The organism is Streptomyces sp. NPDC048419, assembly GCF_043200415.1.
GTDB lineage: Bacteria > Actinomycetota > Actinomycetes > Streptomycetales > Streptomycetaceae > Streptomyces.
In genome coordinates this window covers 165,651-181,645 of record NZ_JBICXT010000018.1, presented here as the reverse complement: position 1 = coordinate 181,645, position 15,995 = coordinate 165,651, and the positions used below count along the sequence as shown (strand labels likewise).

The 15,995-nt window shown below is 68.2% G+C and carries 14 protein-coding genes and 1 pseudogene; 14 read left to right on the top strand and 1 reads right to left on the bottom strand.

Translation table 11 applies throughout. The annotated features are described in order from the left end of the window. Nucleotides 1-127 precede the first annotated feature (127 nt). On the top strand, nt 128-580 hold the full coding sequence (locus tag ACGFYN_RS32350) for a TetR/AcrR family transcriptional regulator (RefSeq protein WP_393869464.1): 453 nt from the start codon (nt 128-130) through the stop codon (nt 578-580). 24 nt (nt 581-604) lie between these two features. On the opposite strand, the gene ACGFYN_RS32345 is transcribed toward ACGFYN_RS32350, so the two are convergent. Further along, a complete protein-coding gene (locus ACGFYN_RS32345; protein WP_393869463.1) occupies nt 605-1,132 on the bottom strand; it encodes a TetR/AcrR family transcriptional regulator in 528 nt (175 codons plus the stop codon). A 93-nt stretch (nt 1,133-1,225) separates the two neighbouring features. Here ACGFYN_RS32345 and ACGFYN_RS32340 point away from each other — a divergent pair, with 93 nt between their 5' ends. From ACGFYN_RS32340 to ACGFYN_RS32280, 13 genes and pseudogenes are all read left to right on the top strand, one after another. Beyond that, nucleotides 1,226-2,041 carry an oxidoreductase gene (locus tag ACGFYN_RS32340; RefSeq protein ID WP_393869462.1) on the top strand — a complete coding sequence of 272 codons (816 nt, stop codon included), beginning with the start codon at nt 1,226-1,228 and terminating at the stop codon, nt 2,039-2,041. Between the two features lie 99 nt (nt 2,042-2,140). Continuing rightward, nucleotides 2,141-3,115 carry an NmrA family NAD(P)-binding protein gene (locus ACGFYN_RS32335; RefSeq protein ID WP_393869461.1) on the top strand — a complete coding sequence of 325 codons (975 nt, stop codon included), beginning with the start codon at nt 2,141-2,143 and terminating at the stop codon, nt 3,113-3,115. 385 nt (nt 3,116-3,500) lie between these two features. Then, nucleotides 3,501-3,745 (top strand): annotated as a pseudogene (locus ACGFYN_RS32330) (3-hydroxyacyl-CoA dehydrogenase); the annotation flags it as partial. Between the two features lie 1,020 nt (nt 3,746-4,765). Then, nucleotides 4,766-5,740, top strand: coding sequence for a ParB N-terminal domain-containing protein (locus ACGFYN_RS32325; RefSeq protein ID WP_393869460.1), 975 nt, complete (start codon nt 4,766-4,768; stop codon nt 5,738-5,740). Nucleotides 5,741-6,094: 354 nt separating this feature from the next. Continuing rightward, on the top strand, nt 6,095-7,366 hold the full coding sequence (locus tag ACGFYN_RS32320; RefSeq protein ID WP_393869459.1) for a TrpB-like pyridoxal phosphate-dependent enzyme: 1,272 nt from the start codon (nt 6,095-6,097) through the stop codon (nt 7,364-7,366). 90 nt (nt 7,367-7,456) lie between these two features. Continuing rightward, entirely contained in the window at nt 7,457-8,491 is a 1,035-nt protein-coding gene (locus ACGFYN_RS32315; protein ID WP_393869458.1) for a BtrH N-terminal domain-containing protein, read from the top strand. 17 nt (nt 8,492-8,508) lie between these two features. Further along, complete coding sequence (locus ACGFYN_RS32310) at nt 8,509-10,566, top strand: molybdopterin-dependent oxidoreductase (protein ID WP_393869457.1); 2,058 nt, start codon at nt 8,509-8,511, stop codon at nt 10,564-10,566. Continuing rightward, the gene (locus tag ACGFYN_RS32305; protein WP_393869456.1) at nt 10,559-11,248 is read left to right on the top strand and encodes a class I SAM-dependent methyltransferase; all 690 of its coding nucleotides are present in this window, start codon (nt 10,559-10,561) and stop codon (nt 11,246-11,248) included. The genes ACGFYN_RS32310 and ACGFYN_RS32305 overlap by 8 nt, the downstream gene beginning before the upstream one ends. Next, a complete protein-coding gene (locus ACGFYN_RS32300; protein ID WP_393869455.1) occupies nt 11,245-11,922 on the top strand; it encodes a hypothetical protein in 678 nt (225 codons plus the stop codon). Before ACGFYN_RS32305 ends, ACGFYN_RS32300 begins: the two co-directional genes overlap by 4 nt. Further along, entirely contained in the window at nt 11,909-12,895 is a 987-nt protein-coding gene (locus tag ACGFYN_RS32295) for a BtrH N-terminal domain-containing protein (protein ID WP_393869454.1), read from the top strand. Before ACGFYN_RS32300 ends, ACGFYN_RS32295 begins: the two co-directional genes overlap by 14 nt. Next, nucleotides 12,892-14,262 (top strand): phenylacetate--CoA ligase family protein, encoded by a 1,371-nt coding sequence (locus tag ACGFYN_RS32290; RefSeq protein ID WP_393869453.1) that lies wholly within the window; start codon nt 12,892-12,894, stop codon nt 14,260-14,262. Before ACGFYN_RS32295 ends, ACGFYN_RS32290 begins: the two co-directional genes overlap by 4 nt. Continuing rightward, nucleotides 14,259-14,507, top strand: a complete 249-nt coding sequence (locus ACGFYN_RS32285) for a ferredoxin (RefSeq protein WP_393869452.1) — start codon at nt 14,259-14,261, stop codon at nt 14,505-14,507. The genes ACGFYN_RS32290 and ACGFYN_RS32285 overlap by 4 nt, the downstream gene beginning before the upstream one ends. Before the next feature lie 7 nt (nt 14,508-14,514). Then, nucleotides 14,515-15,984 carry a hypothetical protein gene (locus ACGFYN_RS32280; protein ID WP_393869451.1) on the top strand — a complete coding sequence of 490 codons (1,470 nt, stop codon included), beginning with the start codon at nt 14,515-14,517 and terminating at the stop codon, nt 15,982-15,984. Nucleotides 15,985-15,995: the final 11 nt, after the last annotated feature.

Sequence of the window (15,995 nt, the reverse complement as noted above, 5' to 3'; positions counted from 1 at the left end):
CCGGCCGCCCGCCCGGCGAAGCGGTCGACCACGCGGGTCGTAGCGGTGCCGCCCTCCGGTGGTGGTGCACATTTCCAGGCGTATGCGGTCCACCTCCGGCGGACGGCCGCCTGACACGACGGGGACATTGGACCGACACCTCGACCGGCTGTTCGAGAGCAAGGACGAACTGCTCGCGGCGAGTCTGGAGCGGCGCACTCCCGCCTACGTGGCAGCGCTCCTGCCCGCGGTGGACGACAACCGTTCACCCCGGGAGCGGATCCTGCATGTCTTCGAGCAGGTGGAATCGCAGTCGGGCGCGCCCGAGTTCCTTGGCTGCCCCTTCCTGGCCGCGCAGATCGAGCTCAAGGACCAGAGCGCCCCCGCGAGCCGGGTCGCCCATGGGGTCAAGGAGAACCTGACCGCCTTCTTCCGCGCCGAGGCCGAGCAGGGCGGAGCGAGCGATCCCAGTCTGCTGGCCCGGCAGCTCAGCCTGGTCTTCGACGGTGGCAGCGCCCGCGCGGGCATCGGAGCGGACAAGCTGACGGGGCTCATCGCGCCCACGGTGATCACCCTGCTCGACGCGGCCGGCATGACCTGACGCGTCGCCCTCCCGGAACGCCCCTTATTGCCGCCCGGCGTGCAGGGGGAGCCCCATAGCCGTAAGTGTGTTGCCGAGCATGCCGCAGGCGAAGAAACGTGCGGTCTCGTCGGTATCGGCGCCCAGCGGCAGGTGCACGGTTTCCCGCATCCTCATCCAGCCGGCCCGGACGACCTCGCCGATCAGGTCATCGCCCTGCGCCTCGGCGGCCGCCACGGTGACGTATCCCTGCATCTGCATCAGGAGCGTTTCGGGGCGCGTCGAGATCAGCTGCACGTACGCGTTCGTCATGGCCTGAAGAGCCAGCTCACCGCCCTCCACCCCGTCGGCCGCCCCCTCGAATGCCAGGCGGGTGTCTTCCATACTCCGCGTCAAAGCGGCGACGAAGATCGCCTTCTTGTCCGGGAAGAGCCGGAAGAGATACGGCTGCGTGACGCCGACCCGCCTGGCGATCGCCGCGGTGCTGGTGCCGTGGTAGCCGGCGATCGCGAACAAGGCGATCGCCGCGCGGATGACGCTCTCGCGCCTCTCCTGCGCACTGATCCTGCCCATGCCGTCCTTCTCCCTGCTTGAACTTGCCTGCGGAAACCGATCGGTTTACAGTGACGGAAACCGATCGGTTTTTCAATGGGCGCGGGAGGCGTGATGACGACAGATCGGCCGGTGGCACTCGTGACGGGTGCGTCATCCGGCATCGGGAAAGAAACCGCGCTCGCACTGGTCGCAGCGGGTTTCAACGTCATCGGCACAAGCCGCGACATCTCACGCGTGACGCCCCTCGACGGTGCGACCTTCATCGACCTCGACGTGGCCGACGACGCCTCGGTCACCGCGGCGGTCCAAGAGGTGAGCGAGCGGTTCGGGCGCATCGACGTCCTGGTCAACAACGCCGGCGTCGGCTCGACGGGCGCGGCGGAGGAAACCTCCGTCGAGCAGGCCCAGGGCGTCTTCGACACCAACGTCTTCGGGGTCATGCGCATGGTGACGGAAGTCCTGCCGTACATGCGGGCCCAGAAACGCGGACGCATCATCAACATCTCGTCCGTACTCGGATTCATGCCCCAGCCGTACATGGCCGTCTACGCCGCCTCCAAGCACGCAATCGAGGGCTACTCCGAGTCCATGGACCACGAGGTCCGCGAGTACGGCATCCGGTCGCTTCTCGTCGAACCCGCCTACACCAGAACCGGATTCGAGGCCAACAGCGCGAAGCCGGACACACCCCTGCACGTCTACGCGAAGCAGCGGCAGACCGTCGACCGCGTCATGGCGAAGGCGATCAGGGACGGCGACGCACCCGCCGTCGTCGCCAAGGCGGTCGTCGCGGCGGCGACCGACGCCAGGCCGAAACTGCGCTACACCGCCGGCCCCACAGCCGGACGCGTGAGCACGCTGCGCCGTCTCGTTCCCGCCCGGGCCTTCGACAAACAGATCCGCAAGATCAACCGCCTGGCCTGCTGACGCACAGGCTCACACGGAGACGGCCACCCGGCACGGTCACCGCCCCCTCCCCGACCTTCCGAACAACTGATCCACCCCAACCAGACAGAGGACACCTTGATGCCAGAGCGCAATCCCATCCTGATCACCGGTGCCGCCGGCGAAATCGGTGGCGTGAGCCGGACGATGGTCGACATGCTGCTCGAACAAGGGCACCCTGTGCGCGCGTTCGTACGGCAGGACGACGAACGCGCCCATTCGCTCCGTCAGGCCGGGGCGGAGGTCTTCGTCGGTGACCTGCTCACCATCGCCGACGTGACAGCCGCGCTGAAGGGTGTCCGGCGTATCTACTTCAGCATGAGCCTGTCGCCGTACTACACCGACGCCGTCAGCCTGATGGCCGCGGCGGCGCGGGCCCAGGGCGACATCGAAGTATTCGTCAACATCTCCGAGTACGAGCAGTCGTTCATGACCTTCGACAAGATGACCGCGCCGGAGGAAGAGCGGCGCGCGCGGCTCGGCGGACTCGTCGCCAACTGGTCGCCGCAGCAACGGGCCCACTGGGTCGCCGAGCAGGTGCTGGAGTGGTCCGGCGTCCCGACCGTCAACGTGCAGGCGGCCTTCTTCGTCGAGAACCCCATCATGACCTGGCTGGCCCTTGGCTCACTGGCCGACGGTGAACTGCGCCTGCCCTTCGCCGACCACCGGCTCGCACCCATCGCCGGCTACGACGTCGCGGAACTGTGCGCGAAGATCCTGGCCGACCCGGCGCCGCACATCTCCAAGTCCTACGCGCTCACCGGCCCGGAGCTGAAGGACATGCACGGGATTGCGGAGGACTTCGCGGCGGTGCTGGGACGCCCGGTCACGTATGTTCCCGAAGACATCGAAACCTGGAACGAGGCCTACGTGGACACCAATATGTCCGCGTACCCGCACATCGCGGAGCACCTGAAGACCCTGACCCGGATCATCGGCCGCGGAGGATACGGCGGCATCACCGACGAGCTGGAAACCCTGCTCGGTCGCCCGCCGAAGACCGTGCGGTGGGCTCTGGAGAACCACCCGCGCATCCGACAGCTGGCGGCTGCCTGAGTCGCTGAACTCCGGAGCAGAACAAGGACGCCACGCGGAGTCTTCGGCCCGAAGACGCCGCGTGGCGGGGGCTTCCTGCGAAGTCCCGGCGCAGCCCGCACGAATGCCGTCACCGGCGCCTGAGCGAAGACGTGCTGGAAGAACGGCGCGGTCAGGAAGCCGATGTCGGAGCCGTCGAAGATCTCCATCGCCCGTCAGCGCCAAAGCCGGAATCGACGTTGTACTCAAGGACGTCACACCCGACGCAGCGGAACAGGGCAAGGCCTACCGCCCGCACTCTGGAGGCGAAGGCGCTGCAGGCAGGCCGCACGACACAGGACACATCCGACACCCTTCTGAACCGGATCCAAGCCACAGCCGAACCCGCGGAATTCACTGCCGTGGGCGACTCGGCATCTGGCAGGGCGTCCACGACCGCTACGGCTCCGGCCAACGCGTGCTGCCGATCAAGGACCTCCAGGAGCGGATGCTCTCGCCGAAGCCCTCGACGCCGTCAACTGCCTCGACTCCGGCGTACTGACCAGCGTCGCCGACGCCAACATCGGCTCGATCTACGGCATCGGCTTCCCGGCCTGGGCCGGCGGCGTCCTGCAGTACGTCAACCAGTACGACGAGGACGCGCCGGCCGGACCCTGGTTGCGGCTCATGCGTCACGTTCGTGGACTCCGTCAACGGTGATGACGGCCGCTCGCGTGGTGGGGGAACCAGTCAGGGTGCGTGAGCGTTTCCAAAAGGGAGATGGCGGTGCGCTGTCGTAGGGACTCCGGCAGCGCGCAAGTCACCAGCTCCTCAGGGTCAGTTGTCCAGTGCTACGACGGAGGGAACACGGCGGGGAGTTCATGTTGGCGGTCCCTGTGAGGGCACCCTGGCCGGGGTGAAGGGGACCGAGTTGTCCAACGGCCGTCCGATCAGCAGGTGTTGCTCGCGGCGGAAGTGGGCGGCGAGTGCACCACCGACCTTCGCCGCCCCGCCGGACTGGCGCGCGCCCTGTTCACCGTCGGCTCGGCGCTGGGCCTTCGCATGCACGCACAAGGCTGCCCGAATTCCCGTCAATACCCGCCGCACCGGTGCGGAGAACAGGCGGATGGTCTAAACAGCCACGAGGGATCATGCGTTCGCCGGCACGGGTTATTTCCTGTCCGCTTGTGGGGAGCCGATCATTCCGCCTGTGGGGAGCTTTGCGCTCCCATTGTTTTCAATTCAACGATCACGATGTGATCGGTCGGCCTTCCCGACAGGACTACATGACAAAAACCTTGCATCGACTCGATCCTCCTGACAGTGTGCGATGGTCGGTTCTCGACATTGCGTCACGGGGGAGACTCGATGTGCTACATCTTTCCGATTGCCCATGACAGCTTTTCCTTTCCGCGATCCATGGTGCGCCGCGCTGCCTGACCACATCCGCAGCTGGATGCGTCGTACGAGCGTCAGCCGGTAGGTCCGCCGTGAGTTCGCCAGGGAGGAAGAGCGTTGGACCACATCTCTGTACCTGCACAGAAGCCGATACACCACCACTTACGTCGTCCGGATTCGTACCTCGGTGGACGCTTATCCGAGATCATCGAGGTACCGATTGGCCGCATCATCGTCGCGGGCTCACTCCGTACGGGCGGGGAGGATCCGCAGCACATCAATGCGCTCGCCGAGGTGTGCTCCGAACTCCCACCGATCGTGATCCACCGCAAGACGATGACCGTCATCGACGGTGTGCACCGGCTCAGGGCGGTGCAGAACAGCGGCGCCACGCACATAAGCGCCGTGCTCTTCAACGGTGACGAGCGAGAAGCCTTCGTGCTCGCGGTCAAGCTGAACAGCAACCACGGACTGCCGCTCACCTTGGCCGACCGCAAGGCCGCGGCGCTGCACATGTTGGCCGACTTCCCGGAGTGGTCCAACCGGCGGCTGGCCGGGGTCGTCGGCCTGTCGGACAAGACCATCGCAACGCTCAGGCAGGGGTCGGGTGCGGAAGTTCCGCACCCGACCGCCGTGCGCGTCGGACGTGACGGGGTGGCCTACCCGTTGACGGCGGCCGAAGGACGCAGCCGCGCGCAGGTATACCTCGCCGCACATCCCGACGCGTCCGCGCGAGAGGTGGCGCGCGCCGCAGGCATCTCGCTCACCACGGCGAAGGACGCCCGGAAGCAGGCCCGCGCGCTGCCAAGTCAGCCCCAGGCGACGGCGCAGCCGGAAGACGGGCCCGTACAGCCGGACGACAGGCCCGTCCAGGAAGGCGGAGCCGGGCACCCCGGAGCCGGGCACCCCGCGATCGAGCCGGAATGCGGGCCGGTGCCGGACGACGCCTCGGCCGCCCGGGGCGGCGGCTCCGGCCGGCCGGCGATCGTGAAGCGTTCCAGGGCGCACCCGGCGTGCGCGGACCTGTCGCTGGCGGTCCGGCGGCTGCGGGCCGATCCCTCGCTGCGGTTCACCGAGGTGGGCCGGAAGCTGCTGCGGACTCTGGATCCCTCGGCCACGCAGCCGCACGACTGGGCGGCGATGGCGAACAGCCTCCCGATGCACTGCGCGCCGTTGATCGCCGAGCTGGCCCGGCACCACGCCGAGAGCTGGCACCTGCTGGCGGAATCGTTGACGGAACGGATCAATGCCCGCGAGGGTGGCGCATAGATTTTCGGCCGGTTCAGCAGGTACCGTTTCCGGCATCTTCGGTTCGGCGCCTCCCATTGATTCCGCGGACATCGCCTCCTTACGTCTTCCAGTCTCTTCCGTCACACGCCGGCGCAATAGACCAGGCGGCAATCGGCACCGCGTCGACGTCTGTTCTGCGGCAACACCGAATGACGTTATTGCTTGAATTGTGACCCAACTTCCAGCGGTTGCCCGGCACTCGATCGCTTTCGTACGATGGCTTTCACGAATTCGAAGCGGGGGAACGTGACTTCGTATAGCCCAAGCCATGCTGGGCATGAGCAATCGCCCGTGCCCCGATCCACCACAGTTGGCGCCCCTTCCTTACCGGGGATGCCGACACACTGGTACAACTTCCTGGGAGACCTGCCCGCTCCCATGCCCGAGGTCAGGGACTTCGGAAGCCCCACCGCCGCGGAGATATCCGCGAAAGTCCGGCCACGAGTCCTCGTAGAGCAGAACAGGCCGAGCGAGCAACGGATCGCGATACCCGAACCGGTCGTCGAGCGGCTGCGGCAATGCGGCCGGCCGACACCGCTGCACCGGGCACACCGGCTTGAGCAGCATCTCGGTACCGGCGCGAGGATCTACCTCAAGCGTGAAGACGTCCTTCCCACCGGCAGCTTCAAGCTCAACACCGCGATAGCGCAGGCGTATTACGCGGCCGAGGAGGGGCGGACCACCCTCGTCACCGAGACCGGCGCCGGGCAATGGGGCATGAGTGTCGCGCTGGCGGCGAAGATGTTCGGCCTCGACGCCGAGATCTTCATGGTGCGGTGCTCGCTGGAGCAGAAGCCCTACCGGCGTCACTACATGGAGCTTCTGGGGGCCAAGGTGAGGCCCTCGCCGTCGGCCCACACGGCGATCGGACGAAAGATCCTCGGGGAGGTGCCCGACCACCCCGGCAGCCTCGGCACCGCGATCAGCGACGCCATCGAGCACGCGCTGGGCGACTGCAGTGCCGCGTATCTCGCCGGCAGCGGGATGCCGCATGTCTACCTCCATCAGACGTTGCTCGGGCTCGAGGTCGCCCAGCAGCTGAAGGACGTCCACGGCGAGGACCTCGGTCTCGACGGGCGCGGCGACCACCTCATCGCGTGCTCGGGAGGCGGCAGCAACCTCTGCGGTCTCATCGGCCCGCACCTGCGAGCCAGGGCCGACGGGGCGGACCTGCGCTTCCTCGCCGCGGAATCCACCGCGGCGCCCCGGCTCACCCAGGGCGTCTACGAGTACGGCCGCACCGACCTGGGCGGGTTCACACCCGAGGTGCTCGGCTACACGATGGGGGAGAGCTTCATCCCGCCGCCCAACCATGTCGGCGGCCTGCGCAACCACCACAGCTCCGCCCTGGTCAGCCTGCTGCGACACGAGGGCGTCCTGGACGCCGTCGCCTTCGACCAGCGCACGGCGCTCGACGCCGGCCGGCTGCTGCTGCAGACCGAGGGCCTGCTGCTCGCCCCTGAAGCAAGTCACGCAGTCGCCGCGGCACTTGAGGTCGTGGCCAAGGCCGATGCGGAAAACCTCGAACCGGTGATCGTGATCCTGGCCAGCGGCTCCGGCTTCCTCGATCTGCAGGGCTACAACGAAGTCCTGCTCGACGCATAGACGCATACACACAGACGCATACGCACCGTCGCGTCGCCGCACCACCCCTCACGGCATCTTCGCACCCTGCGATTGGGAAGCCCTATGCGCTTGGCGACATTTCAGCCCCAGCTCGGCGTGCACTGCGAGACGACCACCCTGCGCAACATGATCCACCATGCCGGTGCCGACATCTCCGAACCCATGCTGTTCGGCCTCGGCCAGGGGATCGACTTCCAGTACTGGGACGCTCCCGATCCCGGGCGCGGTACGCCCATGCTCACCGGACGCATCGGTCCCGCGCTGCTGTCGCGCAACGCCTGCTCGGCCCTCGGTGTGGAATTGCGCGAATCGCGGGCGTCCGACGCGGAATCGGCGCGCGCCGCGGCGGCGCAGCTGCTCGAAGCAGGACACGTCGTGGGAATGTCCGTCGACATCTTCTACCTCGACTACTTCTCCTCCCGCAGCCATTTCGCGTCGCACTACATCGCGCTGTACGGGCTCGACGACTCCCTCGCCCACGTCGTCGACACCGATCAGCAAGGTGGCGCGCAGACGCTCCCGGAGGAGTCGCTGCGCCGCGCCCGCGCCTCCGACGAAGGGTTCATGCCGACGCCGAACCTGCAGATGTACGTGGAGCGGCTGCCGGCGCGGCTGACCACCGACACCGACGCGGTCCTGCGCGAGCAGATCTGGCGGGCCATCCTGCTGACCGCCCAGCGCATGGCCGGTGAGGGCGGACCGCGGTTCGGCCTCGGCGCCCTGCGGCGGGCCGCCTCCGAGATCGCCGAGTGGAGCGACACCCTCGCCGGCGCGGAGGAGACGGACGAGATGGTGCAGGGCGTCGGCCGCTTCTGGCGCTTCGCGGGAACCGGCGGAGCCAACTTCCGCAAGCTCTACCGCGAGTTCCTGCTCGAAGCACGCCATCGCTACGGCGACGGCGAACTCGACTCGTTCGTCGAGGACTTCGGCGACGTGCAGCAGCAGTGGGACCAGGCGATCGAGATGCTGATGGCCTACCGCGGCGACCACAACGGGCGAAGGCAGCTGGAAGCCGTCGCCGCCCGGCTGCACGCGATCGCCGACGCCGAACAGTCCCTCTTCGAGAGGCTGCTCGTGCCGGCCACCAAGCGGGCGGGTGAGTAAACTTGACGATTACTCAGGTGAAGTCCATCTGCCGAATGTGCCACGGCGGATGCGGCGCCATCGTCGACCTCGTCGACGGCGTCCCCACCGACATCCACGGCGACCCGGACAACCCGACGAGCGAGGGCTACTTCTGCATCAAGGGCAAGGCCTCCCTCGACCTCCTCCGCAGCCCCGACCGGCTGACCACACCCCTCGTACGCACCGGCCCGCGCGGCTCGGGAACCTTCGAGCCGGTCAGCTGGGAGGCCGCCCTGGACCGCATCGCCGGCGAACTCGCCGCGACCATAGAGCGGCACGGGCCCGAGTCCGTCGTCCTCGCCCAGGGCACCGACCGCAACTACCAGGAATGGGTGTTCCGGCTCGCGAACGCCATCGGCACACCCAACGTGGTCGGCCCGGCACACGTGTGCTTCTACCCCCGCGTCATGGCCTCGATCATGACGTACGGCGGATTCACCTTCTGCGACTACGACGGCGATCCCGAGGTCGTCCTGCTCTGGGGCAGCAACAAGCCCAACACCCACTCCGACGGCGTGATCGGCGTCAAGCTGCTGCGCGCCGTGGAACGGGGCAGCCGCGTCATCACCGTCGACCCGCGCCGCACGCAGACCGCGGCCCGCTCCAGCCTGCACCTCGCCGTCCAGCCCGGAACCGACTGCGCACTGGCCCTCGGCATGATCAAGATCGTCATCGACGAGGGCTGGTACGACCGCGATTTCGTCTCCGCCCACACCTCCGGCTTCGACGAACTCGCCGCGCACGTAAGGGCGTACGACCTCGACCGGGTCGCACGGATCACCGGCCTGGCACCCGAGCTCATCCACGAGGCGACCCGCGCCTACGCCCTGGCCTCCCGTGCCTGCATCGAGGCAGGCACCGGCCTGTCGCAGAACGAGAACTCCTTCGACACCCACCGTGCGATCGCCCTCCTCTCCGCGATCTGCGGCAACATCGACGCCCCCGGCGGCGACGTGATCTGGGACCCGATGCCGATCGAGGGCCGGCGCGCCTTCCCCCGCTCGGACCTGCTCCCCGTGGAGCAGGCGAAGAAGCGGATCGGCGGCGACAAGCACAAGATCCTTTCGATGTCCGGCTGGGTCGCGCCGGGAGACCTGCACGAGGCCGTCGTGACCGGCTCGCCGTACCCGATCACCTCCATGGTGATCTTCGGCAGCAACATCCTGGCCTCGCACGAGAACACCGATCTGGTCCGCGAGTCGCTCGCCAAGCTGGACCTGGTCGTCGTGTGCGACCTGTTCATGACGCCGACCGCCCGGCACGCCGACGTGATCCTGCCGACCTCGAGCTGGCTCGAACGCAACCAGATCGTCGAGTTCAACTCCTACATCGCCGCCCGCCAGAAGATCGCCACCGTCGACGGCTGCCGCTCCGACGAGGAGATCATCCTCGAACTCGCCCAGCGGCTCGGCCTGAGCCGGCACTTCTACCCCTCCCTGGAAGACGCTCTCGACGCCAAGCTGACCGGCCTCGACCTCACCTGGGAACAGTTCACGAAGATCGGCTACATCCGGAACGAGAAGCGGTACCACAAGTACCGCGACCGCGGATTCGCCACCCGGTCCGGACGCGTGAATCTGATGAACAACGGCCTGCGCGCCATGGGTTACGAGCCGTTTCCGTCCTTCCGCATGCCGCCGGAAACGGACCCGGGCCTGCCGTACGTCATGACCAGCGCCCATCCGCGCCAGTTCTACAACACCGAGTTCCACCAGCTGCCGACCACCTCGCGCAGTCAGGCGACGGCGCAGGTGACCATCCATCCGCACACCGCGCGGCAAGAGGGGCTGGCGGACGGCGAAGAGGTGGATCTCTTTTCGCGGGCCGGTGCGCGCGGGGTGCGCATGACGGCCCGGATTTCCGATTCCGTCGCACCGAACGTCGTGATGGCGGACGCCGGCTGGTGGTATCCGGGCGAATCCTCGGTCGACGAATCGCTCAGATCCTCGGTCAATCTCCTGACGGACAACGACCGTTCCGATGTGCATATGGGGAGCGCGACGATGAGAGGCGTAGCAGTGGGAATCCGGCGGGCGGAGTCCGGCCGTGGCTAGCGCGCGAGGCACCGTGGCCGCCCGCGTGCCCGAAACCGACGAGGGTCTCCAGGGCGACGAACTGGCCCTGAAATACGACGAGATGCAGCGCCACATCCGGGACAGCGGCTGGCTCCAGGACAAGGTCGACGACATCCTGAAGGCGGAGATCGACTCCGGTGAGGTTCTGGAACTCGGCTGCGGGCCCGGGTATTTGGGCCTGGAGTGGCTCAAGCAGGCCCGGCCGTCCGCCCGGCTCGTCGGCCTCGACATCTCGCCGGCGATGCTCCGGCGCGCGAGCACCAATGCGCAGGGATACGGCGTCAGCGAGCGCTGCGCCTACGAATGCGGCACCGTGCTGGCGCTGCCGTTCGAGAACGACCGCTTCGACCACGCCATCAGCGCCGCCTCCCTGCACGAATGGGCGGACCCGGTGACCGCCCTGTCGGAAATGCACCGCGTGCTCAAGCCCGGCGGCCGGTACGTCATCTCCGATCTGCGCCGGGACGTCGACCGGACGACGTTCCAGTTCATGAAGGCGAACATCGCGGCCGACATGCGGCCCGGTTTCCGGACCTCGATCCGCTCCTCGTACCTCAGGAGCGAGGTCGAGGAATTCCTCAAAGGCACCGCATTGGCGACGGCCGTCGTGACCGAAGTGCAGATGGGACTCGTCGTCACCGGCAGGAAGGAAGCGCCATGAACTCACTCGCGGGAAGGATGCCGGCCATCAACGCCACGCGGGACGGGCGCTTCCCCGACCGTCCCGGCTTCGACCACTCCTGGAAAGAGATCCTCCAGACGTCGGACACGTGGCGGGACCTCGACTGCGGGCAGTACCTGTCCGCCTGGTGCGGCCACGCGCCGGACGACGTCGTCGCGAAATTCGCCGGAGTCAATCACGTCGGCATCTACATGGGCGACTACGAGAACGACGACGAGGTGTTCGCCTGGAACACCTTCCTCGGCGATCTGAAGGCCTCCGGACAGATCGCCACCATCGAGATGGGGCCCTCCTACATCTCACCCCGGCAGTACGGCACACCGGGCTGGTGGAACTCGATCGTCCTCGCCGACGGACGCGCCATCGAGATGTTCGCCTGCCGCCGCTACGGCCCCTGGGCACAGCGTTCCGCCGACGAACGCGGACGGCTCATGTCGCACGTCGCCATCGACGTGCACACCGACACCGACGTCCGCTACGTCCTGGAGTCCCTGGACCGGGACGTCGAGCACCTGGAGAACATCGCGTTCACCGAGGCCGACGAACTCGGCCACACCTACGGGCACTTGCGCAACAACGACAGCAGCACCGTCCTCGAGATCGTGTACGAGGCGGCGCGCGGCGAAACGGGGCACGGCGATGGCGGTCATTGACATCTCGCCGTACTCCGGTGAGCACTGCGAATCCACCGCGCTGCTCAACATGCTCCGCAACCACGACATCGAGCTGAGCGAGCCGCTGATCTTCGGGCTGGGGCAGGGCCTGTCGTTCCTCTACTGGCACTCCAAGCAGATGCCCAACCCCTTCCTGGCCGGCCGGGTCAAGCCCGACCACCTCATGCGCAACGTGGCCGACGCCCTCACCCTCGAACTGCGCGCGCAGGAGACGGCGTCACCGGCGAAGGCCGAGGCCACCTTGCTCCAGGCGCTCGACGAGGGCGACGTGGTGGGACTCAAGCTCGACCGCTACCACCTCGACTACGCGCACGAGAACCACCACTTCGCCGCGCACTACGTCGCCTGCATCGGCTACGAGGACGACCGGTTCGTCCTGGTCGAGACCCGGGCCCTCGGCGTCCAGTCGACTTCGCGCGACAGCCTGACGCGGGCCCGCTCCGCCAGGGGACCCATGTGCTCGCGCAGCCTGTCGGTGCGGGTGGACCCGCGCGGATACGACGACTCCGTCCTCGCCAAGGCCTGCCAGGCCTCGATCCTGGCCACCGCGCAGGACTTCCTGAACCCGCCGATCACCAACATGGGCTACAAGGGCATCGCCAAGACCGCCTCCCTCATGCCGAAATGGCGCGAGCGGCTGGAGCATCCCGCCCAGGCGATGAGCATCGTCGGCACCAGCATGGAGGAAGGCGGCACGGGCGGCGGACTCTTCCGCACGCTGTGGGCGCAATTCCTCGAAGAGGCAGCCGAGTTGACCGGCATCGACGCCTACGACGAGCTCGCCGTCGAATACCGCCGCATCTCCAAGCGCTGGACCGAGGTGGCGAACCTGCTGCGCGACGCCGACGACACCAGTGCCGGGCCGGCACTCGACGAGGCGGCGTCGATCGTCAACTCCCTCGCGGACGAAGAGCGTTCGGCAATGAGCCGGCTGCAGGAGGCGTCCCGATGACCACGATCGCCCGGCCCACCGGCCACGACCCGCGCAGCACCCTGCACGACACCCTCGTCACCCGCGTCGACATCGCGCACAAGGTCGCCGCGGTGACGTCCCTGGACCGCCAGGCCCTGGACACCTGGGCGTCGCAGGCACTCGCCGCGACCGTGGAGCACGCCTGCCGCAACTCACCTTTCTACGCCGCCCACGTACCCGCCGATGCCGCCCGAGCGGTCGCACAAGGCTGCCCGCACGCCTTCGAGGCCCTGCCCTTCACCACCCGCGAACACCTCTCCGCCGCCTACCCGCTGGGCATGCTCGCAGTGCCGCGCCGCGAGGTCATCCGCTTCGACGAAAGCTCCGGCACCGGCAACGGACGCCCCATCGCGGCGTTCTTCACGATGGCGGACTGGCTGGAGAACAACCTCACCGTCGCCCGTCTTCTCGCCACCGTGCTGGACGAACGCGACGTCGCCGCCATCGCCGTCCCCTACGAACTCGCCGGCGTGGGCCAGGACCTCGACCGCGCCATCGAGATCCTCGGCTGCACCATCGTCCCGCTCGGCGCGGCCTCACCGTCCTGCACCCCGGACCGGATGGTCGACGCCCTGCAGCGCTCGGGCGCCACCACCCTGGTCTGCTCCGGAACGCGCGCCCTGTTCCTGGGCGAGATCGCCCGCCGCCGCGGCCTCGACCCGCGTCGCGACCTCGCCGTCTCCAAGATCCTCATGGCGGGGGAGGGCGCCTCGCCCGCCAAGAAGCGGCGTCTGGCCGACCAGTGGGGCGCCGTCGCCTACTCCATGTTCGGCATGACCGAGACCAACACCCTGGCCATGTTCTGCCCCGAGCGTCAGCTGCACCTGGTCGAGACCCGCTCCTTCTTCGAGGTGGTGGACCCGGCATCCGGCGAGCGGCTGCCCGACGGCTCCGTCGGCGAACTGGCCGTCACCACGCTGGCCAGCCGTGCCATGCCGCTGCTGCGCTACCGCACCGGCGACGTCTGCCGGATCGAGGCGGCGCCGTGCGCCTGCGGCTCCCCGCTGCGCCGACTGCAGCACCGCGGCCGCATCGGCGACCGGATCCCGGTCGGGGACCGCTGGACCTCCCAGCTGGAGATCGAGGACATCGTCCTGGGCGCCATGACCACCGCGCCGTACTACTTCGCCTTCGACACCGACGGCGACGTACTGGAGATCGCCCTGCCGCCGTGCGGCGACGACGAGGCGACCCGCACCTCGATCACGGCCGGTGTCCGGGAGCGTCTGGGCGCGTCCACACGATTCCGCCGGCTGGACACCGACCGGTTCGAGACGGCGCTGCGCACCTCCGCCAAACCGGTCATGCGCAACTTCAGCGCCTACGGGGGAGGGGGCACGCGGTGAGGGTCGAACTGCCGCTTCCCACGCGCCTTCCGCTCGACGGGCGCTTCGAGATCGACGACACCTGCATCGACTGCAAGCTCTGCAACGACCTGGCCCCCGAGAACTTCGACGCCGACTTCGACAACGACGTCCACTACGTGTGCAAACAGCCCCAGACGCCCGACGAGCTGGAGCGGGTCCTCGACGCATTCGAATCCTGCCCCACCGAATCGATCCGGTACGCAGCGGGGCCAAGTGAGGAGTGATGGCGCAATGTCATGCCCGGACGATCCGGCGATAGCCGGCACCTGCGCCGGCCGGCGGCAGACGACCGAACTGGGGCCGGTGGCCGAGAGCTACGACCAGCTGCACCGCATCGACCTGCTCGGCGAGGCGCGGGCGGCACGAGGGGTGCCCGAGGGCACGTACGACTCGACGGTGTGCGCCATCTTCCAGGCCTCCGAGGTGGGCCTGCTCAACCTGGCCCGGCTGGCGGGCAGGACCCAGGCCGGCGTGCTCGCCGACGACGTCCCGACCGCCTCCCGCTACGTCCAATGGGCCGTCGGCTTCCACCGGTTGCTGCGCAGGCTCGGCACCGTGACGTTCGCCGTCCGCAGCGTCTTCGGATCCAACGTCGGTGCCGCCACCACGGCCCTGAGCATCTCCGAGACCGCCGGCTACGCGGCCTACGTCGACGCCCTGCGCGGACTGGAGGACGCGGCCAAGGGCTCCCTGCTGGCCGCCGCACCCAAGGTGACCCGCTCCACCATCGCCACCAAGAGCATCGACGACTCGCTGTACCGCCTGCTGCACGGCATCCGCATCGGCTGCCACGACGCGACCAAGTGGGAGAGCGACCTCACCGCCGTACCCATCGGAGTGGGCCGCGCCACCGACGAGCTGATCTCCGCCGAGACGCTGGCACGAGCGGTCGCCGCCACCGAGCTCAACGCGGGCACCCTGCACGGCGAGTTCGTCGCCCTGCACCAGATCCCGGAGATCCTCTGCGCCGAGGCCAACGACCACCTCGAGGTCGCCATCCGGGCGATCCGCGCATCGCAGCTGAGCCGGGCGGCACAGCACCTGACGGCCTGCCGCTGGCTGCTCGACCCGGTGGTCGAGGCGCAGCGGGTGATGGCCGAGCACCTGGCGACCGGCGAGTACCACGGGTTCCGCACCAATCTGGGACCCGCGAGCGGCACGCACTCGCTGTCGATCAAACAGCACATGTTCCGGGACCTGTTCAAGCACATGTGGAACGACCTGGAGACCTGGCTGGGCTCGCTCGGTGCCTCCTCCCTGGAGGAGACCGTCCGGGACATCGACGCACGCCGCCACGACGACCCGGAGGCCTGGCTGCGCTACACCGTGGTCGACCAGGCGTTCCAGCTGCACTCCGCCCACCAGCAGTGGCGGCATGAGCATCTGCACATGCCCCGCAACTGCCTGGGCAGCGGCGGCACCAAGTCCATGATCGGCATTCCGGACGGGCCCCAGGCGGTCTACAAGATGCGGGACGCGGCCAACGCCCAGCACTCCCTGTCCGCGATCCACAGGGCGCGCCGCACCAGCCTGGCGAACGCCGTGCCGGACTCACCCCTGGCCAAGCTCATCACCGATCCCAGCTCGCTGGACTCCGAGTTGATGCGGCTCGTGGGTGAGGCGACCCGCGAGTACTTCCCCCAGGTGCAGGAGCAGAGCTATCAGCCGTTCCGGTCCGGCGCGGCCGAGCGGAACCCGTAGGAGCGCTGACG